Genomic DNA, 20,931 nt, shown 5'->3' with positions numbered 1-20,931 from the left:
ATTAGTTCATAGATAGAAAAAGTGAACGGGTTAAAACACCTTCAACTTATGTCAGCTTACCTTATGAACCATGAACCATGAACCATGAACCATGAACCATTTACAAAAACATACCGCCTGAGGCTTCAATACGCTGGGCATTGATCCACTGTGCTTCAGGTGTACATAAGAAGGCTACGATGCCGCCGATGTCATCCGGCTCGCCGGGGCGACCCAGCGAAGTGATCTGGCTAATGTATTCTTCCATTTGGGGGTGCGAAGCGAATGCTTTTTTAGTAAAATCGGTTTTAACGATGCCAGGTGCTACTACGTTGGCTGCAATTTTACGATGCCCCAGTTCTTTGGCCAGGTAACGGGTAAATACCTCAATGGCGCCCTTCATGGAGGCATAAGCTGCGTAGCCAGGTGTAGCAAAGCGCGCCAGACCAGATGAGAAGTTGATGATACGTCCGCCATCAGCTAAATAAGGCAGCGCTTTTTGGGTAAAAAAGTAAGTGCCTTTGAAATGTACGTTCATCAAGTTGTCGAAATCCTCTTCGGTAGTTTCAGCAAAAGGAGAGGCGGCATCAATGCCCGCACAGTTAATCAGAAAATCGAAAGTGTCGCGCTGCCAGGTTTGCTGCAGTTGCTCTTTAAGGCGATTGTAAAAATCATCGAAACCCTTGGTATTGGCAACGTCCAGTTGCATAGCTATAGCTCTGCGGCCTTTTTGCTCAATCTGGGCAATTACCTCATCGGCTTCTGCCTGCTTGGAGTGGTAAACTACAATAACATCTATGCCTTTATCGGCTATTTTAAGGGCTGAGTTTTTGCCCAGTCCGCGGCTTCCGCCGGTAACCAGAGCGATTTTTGTTGTGGTATCCATATCTGTTTTTTATGGATACAAAGTTGCAGTACGATACGTAGATAATAATGGTACCAGCTTCAGATAAAATGGTGATAGTTTCAGTTTTTAAATGGCAAGTGGCACATTTTTCAACTGTTCAGAGAATGCGGCTTCTCTAAACTGCTTGGGCGTACATCCCTCAAACCGTTTAAAAAATTTGGTAAAGTTGGATGGATCAAAGGTGAGCAAGCTGGCTATTTCAGCTATAGATTTATGACTGTCCAATAATTGTTCTCTGGCAATTTTCATCAGGCGCTTTTCAAAAAAGTAACATGGCGCTTGTCCGGTGGTTAATTTTATGGTATTGCTGAGGTGGGTGGGATGAATAAACATCAGCCCGGCAATGTCGCGTATCTCAAACATTTCAGTGGCCTTGCCAGATAAGATATCGGCCAGGTGCGTGTCAATATGCTGCAAGAACTCCGCAGTAATTTCGCGCTGACGGGCCAGTATTTTCTGGGGTATTTTTGGAGTTGTCATGTTATTAGTTTTAACAAAAATACAAAATGCTATTAATCAAAAAATTTGATGCGTGAAGTAGCTTGCAATCATTATTATTAATCAAATTTATTTAATTAAATTGATTAATAATCTAAACTATTCATATAGTTTAAAGTGAAGGAAATTTAATAAAAACACTAATAATCAAAACATTATAATATATAACTAAACAAACACTTATCGCCTTTTTATATATCACAAATCCAGAAAAAAGATGAGCATACAATTACTATTCAATTTCAATTTTTGAATGTTTACGGGTATCATTCATCAATACATACACCAATAAAGAGATCAGAATACAGCCAGTAACATACCAGTAGAACCATTCCTGGTGATGGATTTTTTTAAAGTATAATGCCAGTGGTTCTGCCGTTCCGCCAAATACGGATACCGCAATAGCGTACGGAAAACCTACGCCCAGCGCTCGTATCTCCGCCGGAAAAAGTTCTGCCTTTACCACTGCGTTGATGGAGGTATAGCCGCTTACAATAATGAGCGCAATCGTAATGAGAGCAAAGGCCATCCAGTCGTTATGCGTAACGCTGAGCTGCTTCAAAATCATCACTGTAGTTAATGAACCCAGTACGCCAAAACCAATGAGTAGGGGTTTGCGACCGATATAATCAGACCATAACCCAAAAAGTGGCTGCAGCAGCATAAAGAAAATAAGTGTACAGGTGGAAATCAATGTAGCATCAGTAGCCGAAAAGCCCGCAGTGTTCACCAGAAATTTTTGCATGTAGGTAGTAAAGGTGTAAAAGGCCACTGTACCACCCAAGGTTAAGCCAATCACCGTAAATACTGCTTTGGGGTAGCGGAACAACAGCTTTAATGTGCCACGTTCTTTTTGCTTATGGCTGGCCGTAAAATCTTTCGATTCATGGAGGCCACGGCGCAGGTACAGGGCTGTTACCGCTAATACTGCACCAATGCCGAAGGGTATGCGCCAGCCCCAGCTTTGTAATTGTTGTTCGGTTAAAAATACCTGTTGCAATAATACCAGAACCCCAAGTGCCACCAATTGACCCATAATTAACGTTACATACTGAAAGCTGGAATAAAAACCCCGGTGCTTTTGCGTAGCCATTTCGCTGAGGTAGGTGGCACTGGTGCCGTATTCGCCACCAACGCTCAGGCCCTGTATCATGCGGGCTAGTACCAGTAGTAGGGGCGCGGCAACGCCAATCTGCTTGTAACCGGGAGAGAGGGCAATTAGTAAAGAGCCGGCACTCATAAGCATAACAGAGAGCGTGAGCGCTTTTTTCCGTCCATGCTTATCGGCATAAGTGCCCATCAGCCAGCCACCGATCGGGCGCATCAGAAAGCCAATGGCAAATATGCCGGCGGCATTTAATAATTGTGCGGTTTGATTATCCTTCGGAAAAAAGGCTGAAGCAAAATAGAGTGAAAAGGCAGAATAGATGTACCAATCATACCATTCTACCAGGTTGCCTAATGAGCCACCTATGATAGACCATATACGTTGCCCGGCAGTGAGTGCCGTAGGTTTAAAGGCCTGCTGTTCGTTCATATTTTGTTTCGGAAATACAGCAGGCAAGTTAGTGATTTCGATTATACGGCAATGGTTAAGTACGACTCAAAATCACCATCGTTGATATTAAGCAAAACCGGCTCTGTGGTATGGATAATATGTTTAATGGTGCTGTCCAGTTCATTGGCCGATTGCTCAATCATCTGCAAGCAAGCTTCGTGTTCAGCTTGGCCTATAGTTTTCATTACATTAAGTAAACCCAATATGGATGCTACCGGCTTCCTGAACTCATGCGACTGTACGTAAGCAATTTTGCGCAAGGCTTCGTTTTGTTGCAGAATGTGCTGCTCGTGCGTTTTACTTTCTGTAACATCTGCAGCATTCCATGATATGCCAATTACGTTTCCTGCAACGTCATAAGCCGGGTTGTAAGTAAACCGGTACCAGATGTTGCCCAGAACCGGGTGGTTGATTAAGCGTTCGCTGATGATGTTTTCGCCTTGTAATGCCTGATTGAAGTTTCGAATAAAATCATTTACATACATCCGGTCCACATAATCGGTAGCCTTAATACCCTGCACCAATTCAACGCCAAACATGCGGTAAATAAAATTATACAAAGCCTTATTAAAGGTAACAACAGCAAAATTACGATCGAGAAGTGCATGGCCTGATTCGGAGCTTTCAAAAAACGAACGTAATTTGTCTGACAGGTCCTGCGCTTCCTGATATTGGTTTTTTAATACGCTTAAGCTCAATTCCAGTTCAAGTATGTTAATTACCTGCCTCGCTAAAATGGCAATCGAATCAATTTGATTTTGACTTAGGCTTTTCTCCTCATAATCCAATACGCACAAGCTGCCGATAAATTCATCATCATGCGTAACGAGGGGGATGCCCGCATAAAATAAAATAGGTGTATCTGTGTTTACCAGTGGATTGTTAGTAAACCTGGCATCTGATTTTAAGTTATTAACTATTAAATGTTTATCTGTTTTATTTAAATAATTGCAAAAGCTATTCTCACGCAAATTACATTTAAGTTCAGTGCCTGTTTTAAATTTAAAATACTGAATATCTTTTTCAATTAAGGTAATCAATGCCACCGGTGCATTGCAAATGGAGGCAGCCAGATTAAGGATGTCTTCAAGCTCTTTTTCGCGGCTAATCTGAAGGTTTAAAAAGCGGTTAACTGCCTTAAGGCGGTTGGATTCTGTGCTCAGGTCGGTGAACATTAATTGAGATATTTATTAGAGCGTAAACCGGCTTCACCCGGCTAAGCGGCAGTTGATGTTTTGAGTTACGAAATAATTAATGGTGCAGATTTTAAAAATTGATGTTTGCACATGCTTTTTTATAACTGGCTGGTTATCATAATTTGAATTACGTTACGACGGTAAGCAACATCCATTTCTTGCTGATACCAAAAATAATAACCGATCTCTGTATCCAGGTTTTTGCTCCAGCGGTAACCCACTGAACCCAGAAGGCGGTTTTGGTCAAAGATGCTATTGTTTACTTTGTTTTTATGTACAATGTTTAAAAATATCTCATTTTGCAAACCGGTGTATACACCCTTCGAAAAATCCGTATTGGCTATCAACGGAATTTGCGCGCTAAAAAACGCCCGCGCCCTTTGCGAAAAATTAACCTGTTGCTCTTTAACAAACCGTTGCTCCAGGCGGGCGCGTAAATTAAATTCGGTGAGCTTTAATTTGAATTTCAGCAGATATTGCTCGAAAATACGGTTCTCCAGCGTATAGCTGGTACCGTTGGCTTCATGTTCCCAGTCACCTTTATAAGCGTAACCTAAGCCGGCTGATTGCTGTTCATCGAATTTGTACAGCAAGCCCGAACGAAGCAGTACAGTAGTGAGATAATCGAACTGATTGGACGAACGTAATTGCACGTCTGCCATTATATCGAACTTCTTACTAATGGTTTGGATGTGCGATAAAAAAAACCAGCCTTGCGTTTCGGTGCGTTGAGCCATGCACGCCATATGGATAAACAGGAATACGCTTAAGACAGTAATTGTTTTTAACATTGGCAAATGATCGGCATTCATGTAAACTTAGTTGCCGGGCTATTGTTTCTTTCACAAATACATAAACACAATGAGTCAATTTAAAATAGGGTGGGCTGGCCTGGGCAATATGGGCACGCCAATGGTTGTCAACCTGCTAAAGGCTGGGTTTGAAGTGCAGGTGTACAACCGCACAAAAGATAAAGAAAAAGAAGCTGTTGAGGCCGGCGCCACTGCGGCCGATGATTTGCAGCAGCTTACAAAAGGCAATGATGTTATTTTTGTAATGGTATCGGATGACGCGGCCTGCAAGGAAATATTTGCTGGAGATAAAGGGCTGTTATCAGTTGATAGTCAAGGCAAAATATTCATGAATGCAAGTACTGTAGCTTCGGAAACCTCTCACGAAATAATGCAGCAATGCCAGGCTAAGGGCGCACATTTTTTAGAAGCACCAGTATCGGGTAGTGTTAAGCCGGCGCAGGACGGCACATTGATCGTATTGGCTGGTGGTGATGCTAATATCTTTGAAAGTGTAAAACCGGTGTTTGATGCGATAAGTAAAATGGCTTTACATATAGGCTCGGTAGGTACAGCAAGTGCCGCCAAGCTGGCGATCAATTATCTGCTGGCAATTAACCTGCAAGGCCTGGCAGAAGCAATTCTATTTGCCAATAAAGGCGGCGTAAGTACCGAAACCATGCTTACCATTATCAATGAAGGTGCGGTTGGTAACGGCATTACCAAAATGAAAGGCCCTGCCATACAGAAAGGGGAGTACCCGGCCGCCTTTGCCTTGAAACATTTGGTTAAAGACATACGCCTGGCTCGCGAACAAGGAATGTCAGCACCATTAAGTACGCCTTTATATGAAACGTTTAAATCAGCAAATGACAATGGGTTAGGCGGTGAAGATGCAATGGCGGTAATTAAGTATCTAGCTTCATCAGATGATAAATAGCAAATAATTCCTTCCACGCTGTTGAAAGATATTGCACCAACTTTCAAAGCATAATTTGACCCACCATGTCGTTGATTATAATTCAAATGGCGTGGTGGGTTAATTCTTTTTGCCTTATAGTAAATATATTCTATAGCCAGGTCTTTATGACCGTAATTGTAAAACGCTGTAGCTTAATTCCTGGCTCTTGACTCTTACTTCTTGCCTCCCTGTATTAAATTTATTACAAGTTTTATGGCAGAGGCAATTTTGCTATTTTCCCTCTTTCAAATCCTTTAATTAATTTCATGAAGAAACTTTACTTGTTATTGGGTGCAGCTGCATTTTACGGGCAAGCTAATGCCCAAAACACGGCAGCTGTACAAATGCCAACCCAAAACCTGGCCAAAGGCAATTACCAGCTGGCGGCAAGGTACTCGCCCAAACGTTTGTCTAAAATGGTATTCTCTACATCGGTTGATCCGCACTGGCTGAAAACCTCTACTAAATTTTGGTACATGTTTGAAACCAGCAACGGCAAGCGCTGGTACCTGGTTGATCCTTCCAGCCGAAAGCAGGAATTGTTGTTTGACAACGATAAGCTGGCCGCCGCCGTGACCCTGGTGGTAAAAGATCCCTTTGATGCGCAGCACCTGCCTATTGAAAATCTGAAGTTTACCAAAGACGAAAAAAGTATCCAGTTCGAAATTAAAAGTACAGTTGAGCAACTGAAAAAAGAGCGTAAGGATAAGAAGGCGGCCGACTCACTGGAAAAGAAAACTTTTTACTTTCAGTACCACCTGCAAAATCACCAGTTAACCGAACTTAAAAACTTTGATAAGGTAAAACCTAAACCTATGTGGGCCTCTATTGCGCCCGATAGCTCTGCCATTGTATTTGCCCGCCAGTATAACCTGTACTGGATGGACAAAGCCAATTACAAAAAGGCATTGAAGAATGAGGATGACAGTACCATTGTAGAGCATCAGCTTACAAAGGATGGGGTAGAGAATTATGCCTATGGTGACAGCTATCAGAACGAAACGAATGTAGAGCGCGAGAAGAACCGCAAAAAGCGTAAGCCTTCGCCTGTGTTATGGTCGCCGGATAGTAAGCATTTTGCACTGATTCGTTCTGATATGCGCAATATCAAAGATATGTGGGTAATTAACAGTATTGCCGAGCCAAGACCTACGCTGGAAACTTATAAGTATCAGTTACCGGGCGAGAAAGAGAATCCAGTTAAAGAGTTAATGCTGTTTGATTTTCCGGCTAAAACTTACAAGAAGCTGCATGTAACCCTTTTTAAAGACCAGGAATTAAGCACCTGGCAGGCCCCTCAGTTGCAAAAGAGCCGCGATGATGAATTCCGCCCTTCGGTATGGTTAGGAACCGACGATCACTTCTATTTTTACCGTACAGGCCGAGATTTAAAAAAAATTGACGTATGCCGGGTAGATATCAATACCGGCGCTGTAAAAACAGTAGTAGAAGAGCGCATGAATACTTCTATCGAGATTAACCGCCCTGGCTTGATCAATGGGGGGAAGGAACTGGTAGAATGGTCGGAACGTGACGGCTGGGCTCATTTTTATTTGTATGATGCCGATGGTAAGTTAAAAAATCAGATTACTTCAGGCTCATTCCATTGCGACGACATCATTAATATTGACGAAAAAAACCGTGTACTGTATTTTACAGCTTCGGGGCGTGAGGCCAATCAAAACCCTTATTACACCCACCTGTACCGCGTTAACCTCGATGGTTCGCATTTGCAGTTGATCAATCCCGGCGATTATGATTTCAGCGTAAGCCAGAGTGATGATACCCATTATGTGGTGAGCACCTTTTCTCGCGCCAATACAGCGCCCAAAAGTGTATTGTATGATAATATGGGCCATAAGCTGATGGATTTGGCCGCTACAGATTTAAGCAGCCTGCTGGCTACCGGTTATAAGTTCCCTGAACCGTTTAAAGTAAAAGCGGATGATGGGGTTACCGATTTGTATGGCGTACTGTATAAGCCCTTTGATTTCGATCCTACTAAAAAGTACCCAGTAATTGAGTACGTTTATCCGGGGCCGCAGACTGAGGCGGTAAATAAAGCCTTTAGTGCCCGTATGGATTATGTAGACCGCTTGGCACAATTGGGCTTCATTGTGGTTACGGTAGGCAACCGTGGCGGTAACCCGGAGCGTTCCAAATGGTACCACAACTTTGGTTATGGTAACCTGCGCGATTATGGACTGGCTGATAAAAAAACAGCTGTTGAGCAGTTAGCAGATAAGTACCCTTACATTGATATTACCCGTGTGGGTATTACCGGCCACTCAGGCGGCGGTTTTATGTCGACCGCAGCTATGCTGGTTTACCCGGATTTTTTTAAGGTAGCCGTATCTGAATCTGGTAATCATGATAACAGCATTTATAACCGTTGGTGGAGTGAAAAGCATCATGGTATAAAAGAGATTATCACACCAAAAGGGGATACCACCTTCCAGTATTCAATTGATAAGAACCAGGATTTAGCGAAAAATTTGAAAGGGCACTTGCTATTGTCAACAGGTGACATTGATAACAACGTGAGTCCATCAAATACCATTCGTGTTATCAATGCGCTCATCAAAGCTAACAAGCGTTTTGATTATGTTTTACTGCCAGGACAGCGCCATGCCTATGGAGATATGACTGAATACTTTTTTTGGCAAAAGGCCGACTATTTTGTGAAATACCTGCTGGGTGACTTCTCGCAGCCAGTAGATATTATAGAAATAGACCGCGATACCGAGATGAACAACAAATCTTCACAAGCTAACCGCCGTGTAGCTGAAGGGAACTAATGCACCTAAAGCAATAAATGACTAATGCGCAGTAATTTACTGCGCATTAGTCATTTATAAAACCACATACAGAATTTTCTGTATCAGGGCATAAGGGTTATTTTAATATTTTACTGGCAAGATTCTGCTTTTTGCCGTCAATTTTGTGTGGGTTGTTGATTCCCAAAATAGTTATTACCACAGGGAAGACATTTACATTTTCAAACGGCTCTACCATCACACCTTTCCTGAAGGCAGGCCCCCAGGCATAAAAGGTTGCCTGCATTTGTGGTACCCAACGTGGGTTGTAACCATGGGTAGCAGGGCTTACTTTGTGTTGATCTGTATTTCTGCCAAATACATTCGGATACTTAGCGAGTAGTAATATGTCGCCTATGCGGTTATAGTAATCATCTCGCGGGCCATAATGTAAGTACGCTGGCATCTGGCTTTTCAGGTATACCGAAAATTTACTCTCATCTTTTTTTAATTGTTCGTAGGTAGGCTGAATGGCACTTTTATCTTTTGCATAAAGTTCCAGCATCACCCCATCCATAGCCACAGTGAATTTAGCGGTATCAATTGAAGCCTGTGTGTTCAATGGGTGTTCATTATCCACCTTTGCCATCCCATGGTCAGATACAAATACAAAGCTTACTTTTAAACCGGTAGATTTTACCGCTTTATTCAGCTCGTTAACTGCCGAGTCAACATATGCCACTGCCTGTTTGGTTTCTGGTGCATCTGGGCCAAAATGGTGACCGGCGTGGTCTACCTCAGGAAAGTAAAAAGTAATTAAGTGCGGACGGCGTTCAGCAGGTAAATGCAACCAGTTCATTACCGTACCTATGCGATTTTCAATAGAAATCTTCTCGTTATATGGATATCGGTAAGTAGGGTAGATACCATTGATAGGGGCTTCAGATCCTACCCAGTAAAAACTGGCGGTCAGCATGTGTTGCTGCTCGGCCAGTACCCAAAGCGGATCGCCTTTATACCATTTTGCATCGCCTATCATTTTACCGTTATAAGCATAGCGCTCCTTCAAGTTACGATCTAAAAAGTTATTGTTGGCCAATCCATGGTGAGATGGGTACAAGCCGGTCACCAAAGTATAGTGATTAGGGAAGGTAACCGATGGAAAGGAGGGGATCATAGCTTCTGATTCAACACCGCTTTTAGCCAATTGCTGCAGGTGTACAGCATTGTACTTTTTGGCATAGTCATACCGGAATCCATCAACGGATATCATAATCACATAGGGCTTCTTTTGCTGCTCAGGGCTGTTGACCCGGCCCGGTATTACAATCTGTGCGGTATCTTGCCCAAAGGTACAGGCAGCCATTAAAACGGCAGCCGTTAAAAGTATCAAACGCTTCATTTATATTACTTACTATTACTTCAAAGGTAAGTATTCATTATACTTAATTTCCCAAAGGTGGATAACTAAGCAAGTGTCCTGAACAGATGTTGAGAACGGGAAATAGTGATATAAATATTTAACTGAGGTAGTTATCACAAATGGTTATAAATTAAATGTTTAATGATTTAATATAACTTTTCGTTATGACTGTTTTATTCAAAAATATTCTAATTTTTATGTGCCTACATCATAAAGGAAGCACTGAAATAATTAATTGTTCCAAAAGTCAAATAAGTAGCTGTTAAGCTGCTTAAATGAAAATCTGCAACCCATGGGTATCTGCTTTGCAACTGCATAACAGCATTTGCACATACGCAGTTGTTGCATACCTCCGCAATAATTATTCAATTGGTTGGGTTTGCTGTAAGTGCCTTATGGATAAAAATACAAACAGAATTTAGCAGGCAAGCACATTTGCCATTATCAAGGGCATGTAATGAGGATACACTTTCGGCAGTACAACTTCTATACAACCGAAAGCCTTTGCAGTAGCAAAGGCTTTCGGTTGTTTGAACTTACAAAGTGTACTATGCGTTAGTTAAATTAATGCATATAGTGAATAATGCTATCTCACAGTATGTAAGTAGAATAATTAATCCTCGTATTCAGCCACTACTTGTACACTTTTATCATCATGTACCTTAGCGTATTGTTTTGGGTTGCGGGTAAATTCCGGGTCGGTATCGAGTGATATATCGGTAATCTTAATGATGTGCGGATTGAGTCCGGTGCCGCAATTATACTCGTAGCTATCGTTGTTTTGCAGGTGTGCTTTAATTTCCTGGTATAATTTTCCGGTAATCATCAAGGTCTTTTCTGCTTTCATAATTTACTGTTTGGTCACTAAATAACAAGAAAAGCAGTTTTTTGATTTGATACAATTTGCCATTGCGGCTATTGTACCAAATCAAATTAATTCAATATATCTGCTATAGCAGTAAATCCTTGTTCGCGGGCCAGGTCGGCAGGCAGTTTACCGTCTTCCATCGGCATGTCAACTGCTCCGTTTTCCAACAGTAAGATCAGCATATCCGGATCGCCGTGTTTAGCCGCATAATGTAAGGCGTTGATACCTGATGACTGCTGTACGTTAATCTGTACATTGTGCTCAATCAGCATACGTACAATGTCTATATTATTACTCGCTACAGCCAGGTGTAAAGGGCAAATATTCAGCGAGTTATTTAAGCACTGGTTTACATCAGCACCCTTCAAAATCAAGTAACGGGCAACTTCATAATGGCCAAAATAACAAGCCAGCGCCAATGGGGTAAAACCATCATCGTTAAAATCGTTTACCGAATCGGGATTGGTGAACAGCAAATAAGCCACCATATCAAACTTGCCGGCCGCCGATGCTTCGAATAAATCGATTTTGTCCAGATATTTAAGTAATAGTTTAGTCGCTGCCGGCTTTTTATAATAACAGGAAAGCATTAGCGGAGACACTTCATCATCCGCATAACTCTTAGCCAGAGCAGGATTGGTAGAGAGCAGCATGTTCAGGCTGTTGATATCCTCGTTTGTGATGTAGTATTCAAGTTGTCCCATAAAGCAAGTTATTGTATTAAGAGTAAAGTAAAAATCGTGCCAAATGAATTAGCCGGAAAAACTATATTTGTATAATAAGTGAGACAGGATGCCGCCAAAAGGAAATCAATTCAGAACCAATTCATTTAAAGATGAAAACCGCCCCCGTCAGTCGGCCGCCACAGGCCGCACCGAGCGTGAGCGTGTTGTAAAGCAAAAACTGGAGCGCTTGCCTTCGTTTGATTTACGCGACGGCCGTGTAGTAAAAATAGTAGGATTGCTGTGCCTGGTTTTATCTGTATTTTTCCTGATCGCATTCACTTCTTACTTGTTCACCTGGCAGGATGACCAGAGCTATGTAAGCCCTGCTAATGGCGGATGGCATAACCTAATGAAAACCCAGCAGGAATTGCTGGATGCCGGCCTGAAAGTACCGGTGGTGAACAACTGGCTCGGTAAATTTGGAGCGTTACTGGCCAACCAATTTATTTATGAATGGTTCGGTATTGCCTCGTTTTTGTTTGTCGCGGTGTTTTTCATTCTGGGTTATCGCTTGTTGTTTAAAGTGAAACTGTTCCCGGTTAGGCAAACGCTGGCGTATGCTTTGTTCGGCTTGATTTTTATATCTGTAACCATTGGCTTTGTGCATGGCTTGGTGGCCGATTATCCTCACTTTTTAGAAGGAGAGTTCGGTTTCTGGACCAACCGCCTGCTGGGCGCGCAAATAGGAGATGCCGGTACCGCATGTTTATTAATCTTTACTGCACTTACTGCTTTGGTGGTTGCCTACAACATCGACTTTAAACTGCCCGAACGCAGAAAGAGAGAGATGGTCGTATCATCGCCGGTTAATGATATCACACCAGATGCAGTGCATATAGAAGATGAGCACATCTCTGAGCCCGTTGAATGGCCAAAGGGAAGTGGCAATAACCGCTTGCGCGATAATGCACCATTGGTTACCCCGCCCCAACCGGCAACCCTTAACGAGAAACTGGCACAGCAGCCCATCACCAAGCCATCGCCGGTAGTAGAGGCTATGCTGAATGCGCCTGTGCAGCCGCAATCGGTGATTGCCAACTCTGTGCTGGCCAACACCATGATTCATGAGCCGGTAGTGTTATCGCCCGAGCCCATTGAGCTAAGCCCGAAGCTTACCATTGAACAAACCGAGGTAGAACCTGAACTGGAGGAAATCCCGTTAACAGTAGAGGAAACCCGGCCTTTACCTGAATTGGCGATAGAGAAAAGTGAGGCCGATATAAATGCTGCCAGCCTGGTGGCCGAGTTTGGTATGTATGATCCTAAATTGGATTTGGCTTCTTACAAATACCCAACCCTCGACTTGTTGGAAAATTACGGCTCCAACAAAATCTCTGTAAACGCAGAAGAACTGGAAGCCAACAAGAACAAAATTGTTGAAACGCTGAACCATTACAATATCGAGATTGAGAAAATAAAGGCAACCATTGGTCCTACAGTAACCCTGTATGAAATCATCCCGGCACCGGGTGTGCGTATTTCCAAAATCAAAAACCTGGAAGATGATATTGCCCTGAGCCTGGCTGCCCTGGGTATCCGTATTATTGCCCCAATGCCGGGTAAGGGTACTATTGGTATTGAAGTGCCTAACCAGCATCCCGAGATGGTGTCGATGCGTTCTGTACTCGCTACCGAGAAATTCCAGAACACCACCATGGATTTGCCGATCGCTTTAGGTAAAACCATTTCTAACGAAGTATTTATTGCCGATTTGGCCAAAATGCCGCACTTGCTGGTAGCGGGGGCAACCGGTCAGGGTAAATCGGTAGGTATTAATGCTATACTGGTGTCGCTGTTGTATAAGCGCCATCCATCGGAGTTGAAGTTTGTAATGGTTGACCCTAAAAAGGTGGAGTTAACCCTGTTCCGTAAAATAGAACGTCACTTCCTGGCTAAACTGCCCGATGAGGCGGATGCGGTAATTACTGACACTAAGAAAGTAATCAATACGCTGAACTCGCTGTGTATTGAAATGGATCAGCGGTATGATTTATTAAAAGACGCACAAGTACGTAACCTGAAGGAGTACAACGCTAAATTTGTAAACCGCAAACTGAATCCGCAGAACGGCCACCGCTTTCTGCCCTTTATTGTATTGATTGTGGACGAGTTTGCCGATTTAATGATGACTGCAGGCAAAGAGGTGGAAATGCCGATTGCCCGTTTGGCCCAGTTGGCCCGTGCGGTAGGTATTCACTTGGTGATTGCCACGCAGCGCCCATCGGTAAATATTATTACCGGTACCATTAAAGCTAATTTCCCGGCCCGTCTGGCCTTCCGTGTACTGTCTAAAATTGACTCACGTACCATTCTGGATGCCGGCGGTGCAGACCAGTTGATTGGTCGTGGCGATATGCTGCTGGCAACGGGTAGTGATTTGATCCGTTTGCAGTGTGCTTTTGTGGATACGCCAGAAGTTGAAAAAATATCTGATTTCATCGGCCAGCAGCGCGGCTACCCTACCGCTTTATTGCTGCCTGAGTATGTAGGCGAGGGCGAAGCCGGCAGCAGCCCGAAAGAGTTTGACCCCGACGACCGCGACCCGATGTTTGAGGATGCCGCCCGATTAATTGTATTGCATCAGCAAGGTTCTACTTCGCTCATTCAGCGTAAGCTTAAACTGGGCTATAACCGTGCAGGCCGAATTATTGACCAATTGGAGGCCGCAGGTATAGTAGGCCCGTTTGAAGGCAGCAAGGCACGCGAGGTACTATACCCCGATGAGTACAGCCTGGAGCGCCACCTCGAAGAACTGCAAAAGAAAAGTAGTTAAACCTTGTGCCGGATATCAGCTCTAAGCTTTAGTGTTTATAAATAGCAAGTGCATCTATAAACATTAAAGCATTTTAAGAGTTAACACACCATGAAAAAAATATTCACTTTCATTATTCTGTTTACCATAGTAGGGTATAGTGCCGCATTTGCCCAGCAGGATGCACAGGCTAAAAGCATACTGAGCCAGGTAGGTAAAAAATATAAAAGCTACGGTACCGTTAAAACCGATTTTGTGATGACCATGTCCAGCCCGCAAAACGAATCCCGCGGCTCGCAGTCGGGTACATTGGTATCGCAATCAGGCACCGGCAAATTTAAGGTAACCTTGTATAGCCCCGTAAGTAAACGTGCGGTAGAACAGGAAATCATCAGCGATGGCAAAACCCAGTGGACTTACCTGAAACGTGATAACGAGGTGCAGGTAAACAATATAGATAATGGCGCTTCGGGTCTTAACCCGGCCAGTTTATTTACCATGTATGAAAAAGGATATAAATATCTGTACACCGGTTTGCAAAAATCGGCCGGTAAAACTTACCAGGCTATAGAGTTAAGCCCTACCAGTGCTTCGCAAACCATTTTTAAAGTGAAGTTGCTGATTGACCCTGCTACTAAATTAATCCATAGTGCACAGCTGTTTGATAAAAATGGTACGCATTATACATATACGCTTAGTAATTTTATTCCAAACCCTAAGCTTGCCGGCACCTATTTTACGTTTGATGCCAAAGCACATCCTGGTGTGAATGTGGAGGACTTAAGGTAATTTGTAAATTATAAGTTATATTTTATTAAAAAGCCGGTTGTAAACAAACATCCGGCTTTTTATATTATTATACATATTTAAAGTTACCGGGTATTATTAAGTCATCAACCTAATATTGTTATTATGATTTCGCCACTTGCCACCAATTCAGCTACCCGTTTTATGTTCATTTACGAAGATGAAACCGTTTTTTGTACTTCAGACCTCGACCACTTTAAAAAAGCAATTACCCACCGCGAAATTGGCCAGATTGGTACCGGAGAGCCGCTCTCTATATACAATACCGATTATCAGATTGAGGATATTACGATTGAACATTACTCGTGGCCTACCAGTATTTACGAGCCGAAGCAAACTGGCGAAAAGTACGATTATACCATTAATATTACAGTTTACCTGAGCCTTGATTAAATCATGCCTGTTAAACGCAGAGCATCGTGTTATACCAAAAGGAATCTTTTGTTCAAACAATAGTGGCCGATTTGCTATTTTTGAAATCTGATGCTGCCGTTAACCAACCATACGCTCGAAAAACTGGAAACACTGCTGAAATGTGCAGGGTATAAAGTTCGTTATGAGAAAGGCAACTTTAAAACCGGTGCCTGCGTACTGCAAAACAGTAAGGTAATTGTGGTCAACAAATTTTCGAACCTCGAAAATAAAATACAGGCTATTATTAGCCTGTTACAAACCTTACAGGTAGATATTCACCTGTTGGATGATAAGCAGCTGGCCCTCTTGCATCAGGTACAACAAACCCAACTACAGCTTTGATTATTACATTTTTAGGAACGGGAACTTCGCAGGGTGTACCCATGATTGCCTGCGATTGTGAGGTTTGTTTATCTACCGATAAGCACGACAAACGTCTGCGTTCATCCATCATGATTGAAGCGGATGGCAGGGTAATAGTGATAGACACCGGGCCCGATTTCAGGTATCAGATGCTGCGCGAATGTGTGAAGCGCCTGGATGCCGTAGTATTTACCCACGCCCATAAAGATCATATAGCGGGTTTAGATGACATCCGCGCTTTTAACTATAAGCAGCAGTCGGCTATGGATGTATATGCCGATGTACGGGTCCAGGAAGCGTTACGTCGGGAATTTTATTACATTTTTGCCGAGCATAAATATCCGGGCATACCCGAGGTACGTTTGCATACCATTACTAATCAACCTTTCGAAGCAGCCGGTATAACATTTACACCTATTGAAGTATTGCATTATAAATTGCCGGTGAACGGCTTTAGGGTAGGTGACTTTACTTATATAACTGATGCTAAAACGGTGGCACCCGAAGAGCGGGAGAAAATTAAAGGTACACGCATATTGGTTGTGAACGCCCTGCAAAAGCAACCACATATTTCACACTTTACCTATGATGAAGCCATTGCTTTCGCCCAGGAAATAGGTGCCGAAAAAACATATTTTACACATATTAGTCATCGCCTGGGTAAGTATGCTGACGTTAACCCGCAACTACCGCCAGGGATAGAACTGGCGTATGATGGTTTAAAGCTGGAGATATGAGTGAGGGATGTGCCCATCCGCACATCTATTTAAAACTTTTTTGTTTAGTGTAATCAGCATTACTTACTTTGCGGTTACCTATGGAACATGCTGAAATTATTGTAATCGGTGCGGGCGCTGCCGGGCTGATGGCTGCCTTTACTTTGGCGAAAGCCGGTAAACGTGTAATCGTACTCGAAGCCCGCAACCGCACAGGCGGCCGTATTCATACCCTTAACCATACCCTGTTTTTTAAAAATGCTGAATTAGGTGCAGAGTTCATTCATGGCGATTTGCCGCTTACGCTAAGCCTGACCAAGGAAGCCGGTTTGAAGATTGAACCAGCCGGAGGTGAGATGTGGCGCGTTAAAAACGGAACCTTTAGTAAAGATGAAGCCCAGGATGATTACTGGGAAGAGTTATTGCAAAAGTTAAATGAACTGAAGGAAGACAAGCCGCTATCTCAGTTTTTAGCCGAACACTTTGCGGATACCAGGTATGATGCCTTCAAAACGTCCATCAGGCAATATGTGGCCGGTTATGATACCGGCGACCCTGATAAGATCAGTTCATTCGCCTTGCGCGAGGAGTGGCAAAATGAGGATGAAGGTGCACAGCACCGCCTGAGTGCCGGCTATTGTTCGCTAATCAATTATTTGGTACAATCCTGCCGCGAAGCCGGGGCAACCATTTATTTAAATGAGCCAGTAAAGCAATTAAACTGGCAGGCAAACCATGCAGAGGTAGTTACCGATAGCGGCGACCGATTTAAAGGAAATCAGATAATTGTAGCCATACCTTTGGGGGTATTGCAGCAGCCCGAAACAGCCGCCGCTGCCATTAATTTTACGCCGGCTATTGCGGAGCAAACTGAAGCCTGGCAACTAATGGGCTTTGGCGATATTATTAAAATATTGTTGCAGTTTGAGGACAAGTTTTGGGAAACCTATTCCACCGGGCAAATGCAGGCAGGTGATTTAGAAAACATGGGTTTCTTATTCAGCGAAGAAACCATACCTACCTGGTGGACACAGGCCCCCAGGCATACGCCTTTATTAACCGGCTGGCTGGGTGGCTTACCTGCCGGTAAAGTAAAGCATTATACCCATGAGCAATTACTGGAAGAAGCCTTGCAATCTCTATCTCATATATTTAATTATACCCCTGCCGATATCAAAGCTAAACTGGTGGCCTGGCATGTGGCCAATTGGTCGGCCGATCTTTACACTTGCGGCTCTTATGCTTATGATACCGTTCCTGCACACGCCTCGAGGCAGTTGTTAAACAAAGGCGTACAGCAAACCATTTATTTTGCAGGAGATTATTTGTATGAAGGCCCGGCTATGGGTACAGTTGAAGCCGCCCTGCAAAGCGGAAAATTTACAGCTGAACAAATTTTATCGAAATAATTGAATATATACTCATTATTGGCATACGATATGCATGTAAATCACGTATAATTTACTGATATAAATACATTTACATAATGAGAATCCCTCTAATAACCGCCTGCCTGGTTGCCGGCTTGTCTTTCGCTGTACAGGCACAGCAACAAGTAAAATTAAGTTTCAAATACTTGCCTAACCGCCATTATTTAACAAAAGTAAATATGAGCGGTAATGGTACGGTAAATGCACAAGGCAATAGCAGTGTAGCCGACAGCCTGAAGGCCAAAGGCATTGCGCCTAATACCACATTGGCTGTAACCGCTTCCGCCGATGTAGATATTACTACCGGTGCGCAAAGCGGCAATAATGTGCCGGTTACTATGCGCTTAAACAATGTAGTTGCCCAGCCCAAAATCAACGGTCAGCAATTGCCGGTACCTGTGGGTATGCTGAACGGAAAAGCTGTTTATGCCACAACTTCGGCTACTGATGGACAACTGCACATTGATTCGGTTTCCGGCAAGCATCTTCCTGATTCTACTCTCAACCGTATCAATTCCATGATGGGGATGATGATGAACCGTATGCAGGCCATCAATAAAACTTTTAAAGTAGGCGAGAGCTTTACTCAGGACGTAAAGTTTGACATGATGGGCGGCAAAATGAAAATGCCGGAGAATGCAGTTACCAAAGTAACGTACCGCCTGAGCCGCGTATCGGGTACTAAGGCTTATTTTGATATTAAGCAAAGCACCAATTTTATGGACAATAAAAATGGTATGCAGTCTACAGTAACCGGTTCGGGTACCGGCAGTATGGTATATGAGATTAAAGAGCAGTATCCATCATCTTTTCAGTCTGATATGAACGTAAAAGTGCACACTGCTGATGCCAGCAAAGGTGGCGCTGATGTATTATTCAATGTGAGCACTACGGGTACTACTGTTTTGCAGAAATAATATAAACTTGTCATTGCGAGCAGTAGCGTGGCAACCGCACGGAGGCATCTGCGCCTCGAATAGCAAGCGATTGCCATGCTACCGCTCGCAATGACAATTCAAAACTTAATTTACACTGTCTGTCCCGCCAGCAGGTACAACACTGCCATGCGTATAGCCACCCCATTTTCTACCTGATCTAAAATCACAGATTGTTTGCTGTCGGCCACATCGCTGGTAATTTCAATACCACGGTTAATAGGGCCGGGGTGCATGATAGTGATTTCCTTATCAAGTGAATCCAGTATCTGTTTGTTTAGGCCGTACAACATGGTGTACTCCCTTAAGGATGGGAAGTATTTGATATCCTGACGCTCCAACTGGATGCGCAGCATATTGGCTACATCGCACCAGTTTAAGGCTTTAATCAGGTTGTGCTCTACCTGTACACCTAATGATTTAATATATTTCGGAATCAAAGTGGTAGGGCCACAAACCATTACTTCGGCGCCTAACTGTTTTAAACAAAGAATATTGGATAGCGCCACGCGGGAGTGCAGTATGTCGCCCACAATAACTACCTTTTTACCGGCTACATCGCCATATTTTTCACGGATAGAGAAGGCATCGAGCAAAGCCTGAGTAGGGTGCTCATGCGCACCATCACCCGCGTTTACAATTTGAGCATTAATGTGCTTGGATAAAAATACACCAGCACCTGCATAGGGGTGGCGCATCACTACCATATCCACTTTCATGGCCAGTATGTTGTTTACGGTATCAATCAAGGTTTCGCCTTTGCTTACCGATGATGATGATGCCGCAAAGTTCACCACATCAGCCGATAGGCGTTTCTCTGCCAATTCGAATGACAGGCGGGTACGGGTAGAATTTTCGAAAAAGATATTGGCAATGGTTACATCACGCAACGATGGTACTTTTTTAATAGGGCGGTTTAAAACTGATTTAAAGGTATCCGCAGTTTCAAAAATCTGCTGAATATCGTTTACGTTTAAATCCTTAATGCCTAATAAATGCCGTGTGCTGAGTGCCATTTTTAATTTATTGTTATTGTATTTCTTCGTCACCTCATTGCGAGGAACGAAGCAATCTTTATGCGTGCTTATTTACTTATGTGCAGAGAGATCGCTTCGTTCCTTGCAATGGCGTAATTTGTATATCAATTATGTAACTTACTTATCTGAAACCAGCACCACCCGGTCCTCCCCGTCAGTTTCTTTCCAGCTTACCACCACTTTTTGAGAAGCAATAGAATCTACCTCAATGCCTACATAATCGGCATAAACAGGTAACTGGCGGGAGTAGCGGCGGTCAACAAGAGTGAGCAGTTCTACTTTTTGCGGGCGGCCAAAGGCCAGCATGGCATCCATAGCCGAGCGTATGGTGCGGCCGGTCCAAAGCACATCATCCATCATGATTACCTTCTTACCTTCAATAATAAAATCAATTTTCGTTTGATTAGGTACCAAAGGCGATTCGCGGCGGCGAAAGTCATCGCGGTAAAAAGTAGTATCCAGGTCGCCTTGTAAAATGGTACTGCCGGGTAAAATCTGCCGTAATTCTTCGGCTACCCGGCGGGCCAGGTAAATACCCCTCGGTTGTATACCAATAATTACAGATTCTGAGAAGTCACTATGATTTTCAATGAGCTGCCGGCAAAGGCGTTGAATGGTAATTTGGAATTTCTGACCGTCAAGCAAAGTTAGTGTTTGCATCCGTTGCGTAGATTTTGGCAAAGGTATAAAATATTGCCTATTCAGGTAAATTATATCAACTAATATCGAAATCCAGTCAGGTAGAAAGGCATACTGCTTTCAAAGATCGATCATTTCCATATATAGTAAGGCTCAAATTGCAATCAGAGTCAAAT

At 43.3% G+C, this 20,931-nt stretch carries 19 protein-coding genes; 9 read left to right on the top strand and 10 right to left on the bottom strand.

Translation table 11 applies throughout. The features are described 5' to 3' along the window. Positions 1–100: 100 nt before the first annotated feature. The 5 genes from ACYVNW_RS07230 to ACYVNW_RS07210 all read right to left on the bottom strand — a co-directional run bounded on the left by ACYVNW_RS07230 (position 101) and on the right by ACYVNW_RS07210 (position 4,875). On the bottom strand, positions 101–865 hold the full coding sequence (locus ACYVNW_RS07230; RefSeq protein WP_460679177.1) for an SDR family oxidoreductase: 765 nt from the start codon (positions 863–865) through the stop codon (positions 101–103). 87 nt (positions 866–952) lie between these two features. Then, entirely contained in the window at positions 953–1,366 is a 414-nt protein-coding gene (locus ACYVNW_RS07225) for a helix-turn-helix domain-containing protein (RefSeq protein ID WP_460679176.1), read from the bottom strand. Between the two features lie 250 nt (positions 1,367–1,616). Beyond that, positions 1,617–2,921, bottom strand: a complete 1,305-nt coding sequence (locus ACYVNW_RS07220) for an MFS transporter (protein ID WP_460679175.1) — start codon at positions 2,919–2,921, stop codon at positions 1,617–1,619. A 41-nt stretch (positions 2,922–2,962) separates the two neighbouring features. Beyond that, positions 2,963–4,117: a GAF domain-containing protein gene (locus tag ACYVNW_RS07215; RefSeq protein ID WP_460679174.1), complete on the bottom strand. Its 1,155-nt coding sequence runs from the start codon at positions 4,115–4,117 to the stop codon at positions 2,963–2,965. Positions 4,118–4,236: 119 nt separating this feature from the next. After that, positions 4,237–4,875, bottom strand: coding sequence for a DUF2490 domain-containing protein (locus tag ACYVNW_RS07210; protein WP_460679173.1), 639 nt, complete (start codon positions 4,873–4,875; stop codon positions 4,237–4,239). 124 nt (positions 4,876–4,999) lie between these two features. On the opposite strand from ACYVNW_RS07210, the gene ACYVNW_RS07205 reads away from it, so the two are divergent. Both ACYVNW_RS07205 and ACYVNW_RS07200 read left to right on the top strand, forming a co-directional pair. Then, positions 5,000–5,869, top strand: coding sequence for an NAD(P)-dependent oxidoreductase (locus tag ACYVNW_RS07205; protein ID WP_460679172.1), 870 nt, complete (start codon positions 5,000–5,002; stop codon positions 5,867–5,869). A 287-nt stretch (positions 5,870–6,156) separates the two neighbouring features. Beyond that, on the top strand, positions 6,157–8,688 hold the full coding sequence (locus ACYVNW_RS07200) for a S9 family peptidase (protein ID WP_460679171.1): 2,532 nt from the start codon (positions 6,157–6,159) through the stop codon (positions 8,686–8,688). A 97-nt stretch (positions 8,689–8,785) separates the two neighbouring features. On the opposite strand, the gene ACYVNW_RS07195 is transcribed toward ACYVNW_RS07200, so the two are convergent. From ACYVNW_RS07195 to ACYVNW_RS07185, 3 genes are all read right to left on the bottom strand, one after another. After that, entirely contained in the window at positions 8,786–10,048 is a 1,263-nt protein-coding gene (locus ACYVNW_RS07195; protein WP_460679170.1) for an alkaline phosphatase family protein, read from the bottom strand. Positions 10,049–10,682: 634 nt separating this feature from the next. Continuing rightward, complete coding sequence (locus ACYVNW_RS07190; protein ID WP_460679169.1) at positions 10,683–10,916, bottom strand: hypothetical protein; 234 nt, start codon at positions 10,914–10,916, stop codon at positions 10,683–10,685. An 86-nt stretch (positions 10,917–11,002) separates the two neighbouring features. Then, positions 11,003–11,641 (bottom strand): ankyrin repeat domain-containing protein, encoded by a 639-nt coding sequence (locus ACYVNW_RS07185; protein ID WP_460679168.1) that lies wholly within the window; start codon positions 11,639–11,641, stop codon positions 11,003–11,005. An 88-nt stretch (positions 11,642–11,729) separates the two neighbouring features. On the opposite strand from ACYVNW_RS07185, the gene ACYVNW_RS07180 reads away from it, so the two are divergent. The 7 genes from ACYVNW_RS07180 (at position 11,730) to ACYVNW_RS07150 (ending at position 19,061) form a co-directional block, all read left to right on the top strand. Next, positions 11,730–14,435: an FtsK/SpoIIIE family DNA translocase gene (locus ACYVNW_RS07180; protein ID WP_460679167.1), complete on the top strand. Its 2,706-nt coding sequence runs from the start codon at positions 11,730–11,732 to the stop codon at positions 14,433–14,435. A gap of 90 nt (positions 14,436–14,525) precedes the next feature. Next, entirely contained in the window at positions 14,526–15,203 is a 678-nt protein-coding gene (locus ACYVNW_RS07175; RefSeq protein WP_460679166.1) for a LolA family protein, read from the top strand. A 123-nt stretch (positions 15,204–15,326) separates the two neighbouring features. Continuing rightward, on the top strand, positions 15,327–15,614 hold the full coding sequence (locus ACYVNW_RS07170; RefSeq protein ID WP_460679165.1) for a hypothetical protein: 288 nt from the start codon (positions 15,327–15,329) through the stop codon (positions 15,612–15,614). Positions 15,615–15,704: 90 nt separating this feature from the next. Further along, complete coding sequence (locus tag ACYVNW_RS07165) at positions 15,705–15,977, top strand: hypothetical protein (RefSeq protein WP_460679164.1); 273 nt, start codon at positions 15,705–15,707, stop codon at positions 15,975–15,977. Then, a complete protein-coding gene (locus tag ACYVNW_RS07160) occupies positions 15,974–16,735 on the top strand; it encodes an MBL fold metallo-hydrolase (RefSeq protein ID WP_460679163.1) in 762 nt (253 codons plus the stop codon). The genes ACYVNW_RS07165 and ACYVNW_RS07160 overlap by 4 nt, the downstream gene beginning before the upstream one ends. An 80-nt stretch (positions 16,736–16,815) precedes the next feature. Continuing rightward, a complete protein-coding gene (locus ACYVNW_RS07155; RefSeq protein ID WP_460679162.1) occupies positions 16,816–18,123 on the top strand; it encodes a flavin monoamine oxidase family protein in 1,308 nt (435 codons plus the stop codon). 77 nt (positions 18,124–18,200) lie between these two features. Further along, a complete protein-coding gene (locus tag ACYVNW_RS07150; RefSeq protein ID WP_460679161.1) occupies positions 18,201–19,061 on the top strand; it encodes a hypothetical protein in 861 nt (286 codons plus the stop codon). A 110-nt stretch (positions 19,062–19,171) separates the two neighbouring features. Here ACYVNW_RS07150 and ACYVNW_RS07145 read toward each other — a convergent pair whose 3' ends face one another. Next, on the bottom strand, positions 19,172–20,095 hold the full coding sequence (locus tag ACYVNW_RS07145; RefSeq protein ID WP_460679160.1) for an aspartate carbamoyltransferase catalytic subunit: 924 nt from the start codon (positions 20,093–20,095) through the stop codon (positions 19,172–19,174). 138 nt (positions 20,096–20,233) lie between these two features. Further along, entirely contained in the window at positions 20,234–20,776 is a 543-nt protein-coding gene (gene pyrR, locus ACYVNW_RS07140) for a bifunctional pyr operon transcriptional regulator/uracil phosphoribosyltransferase PyrR (RefSeq protein ID WP_460679159.1), read from the bottom strand. Positions 20,777–20,931: the final 155 nt, after the last annotated feature.

The sequence above is a fragment of the Mucilaginibacter koreensis genome, assembly GCF_054783355.1.
This window is presented reverse-complemented; position numbering and strand designations above follow the sequence as displayed.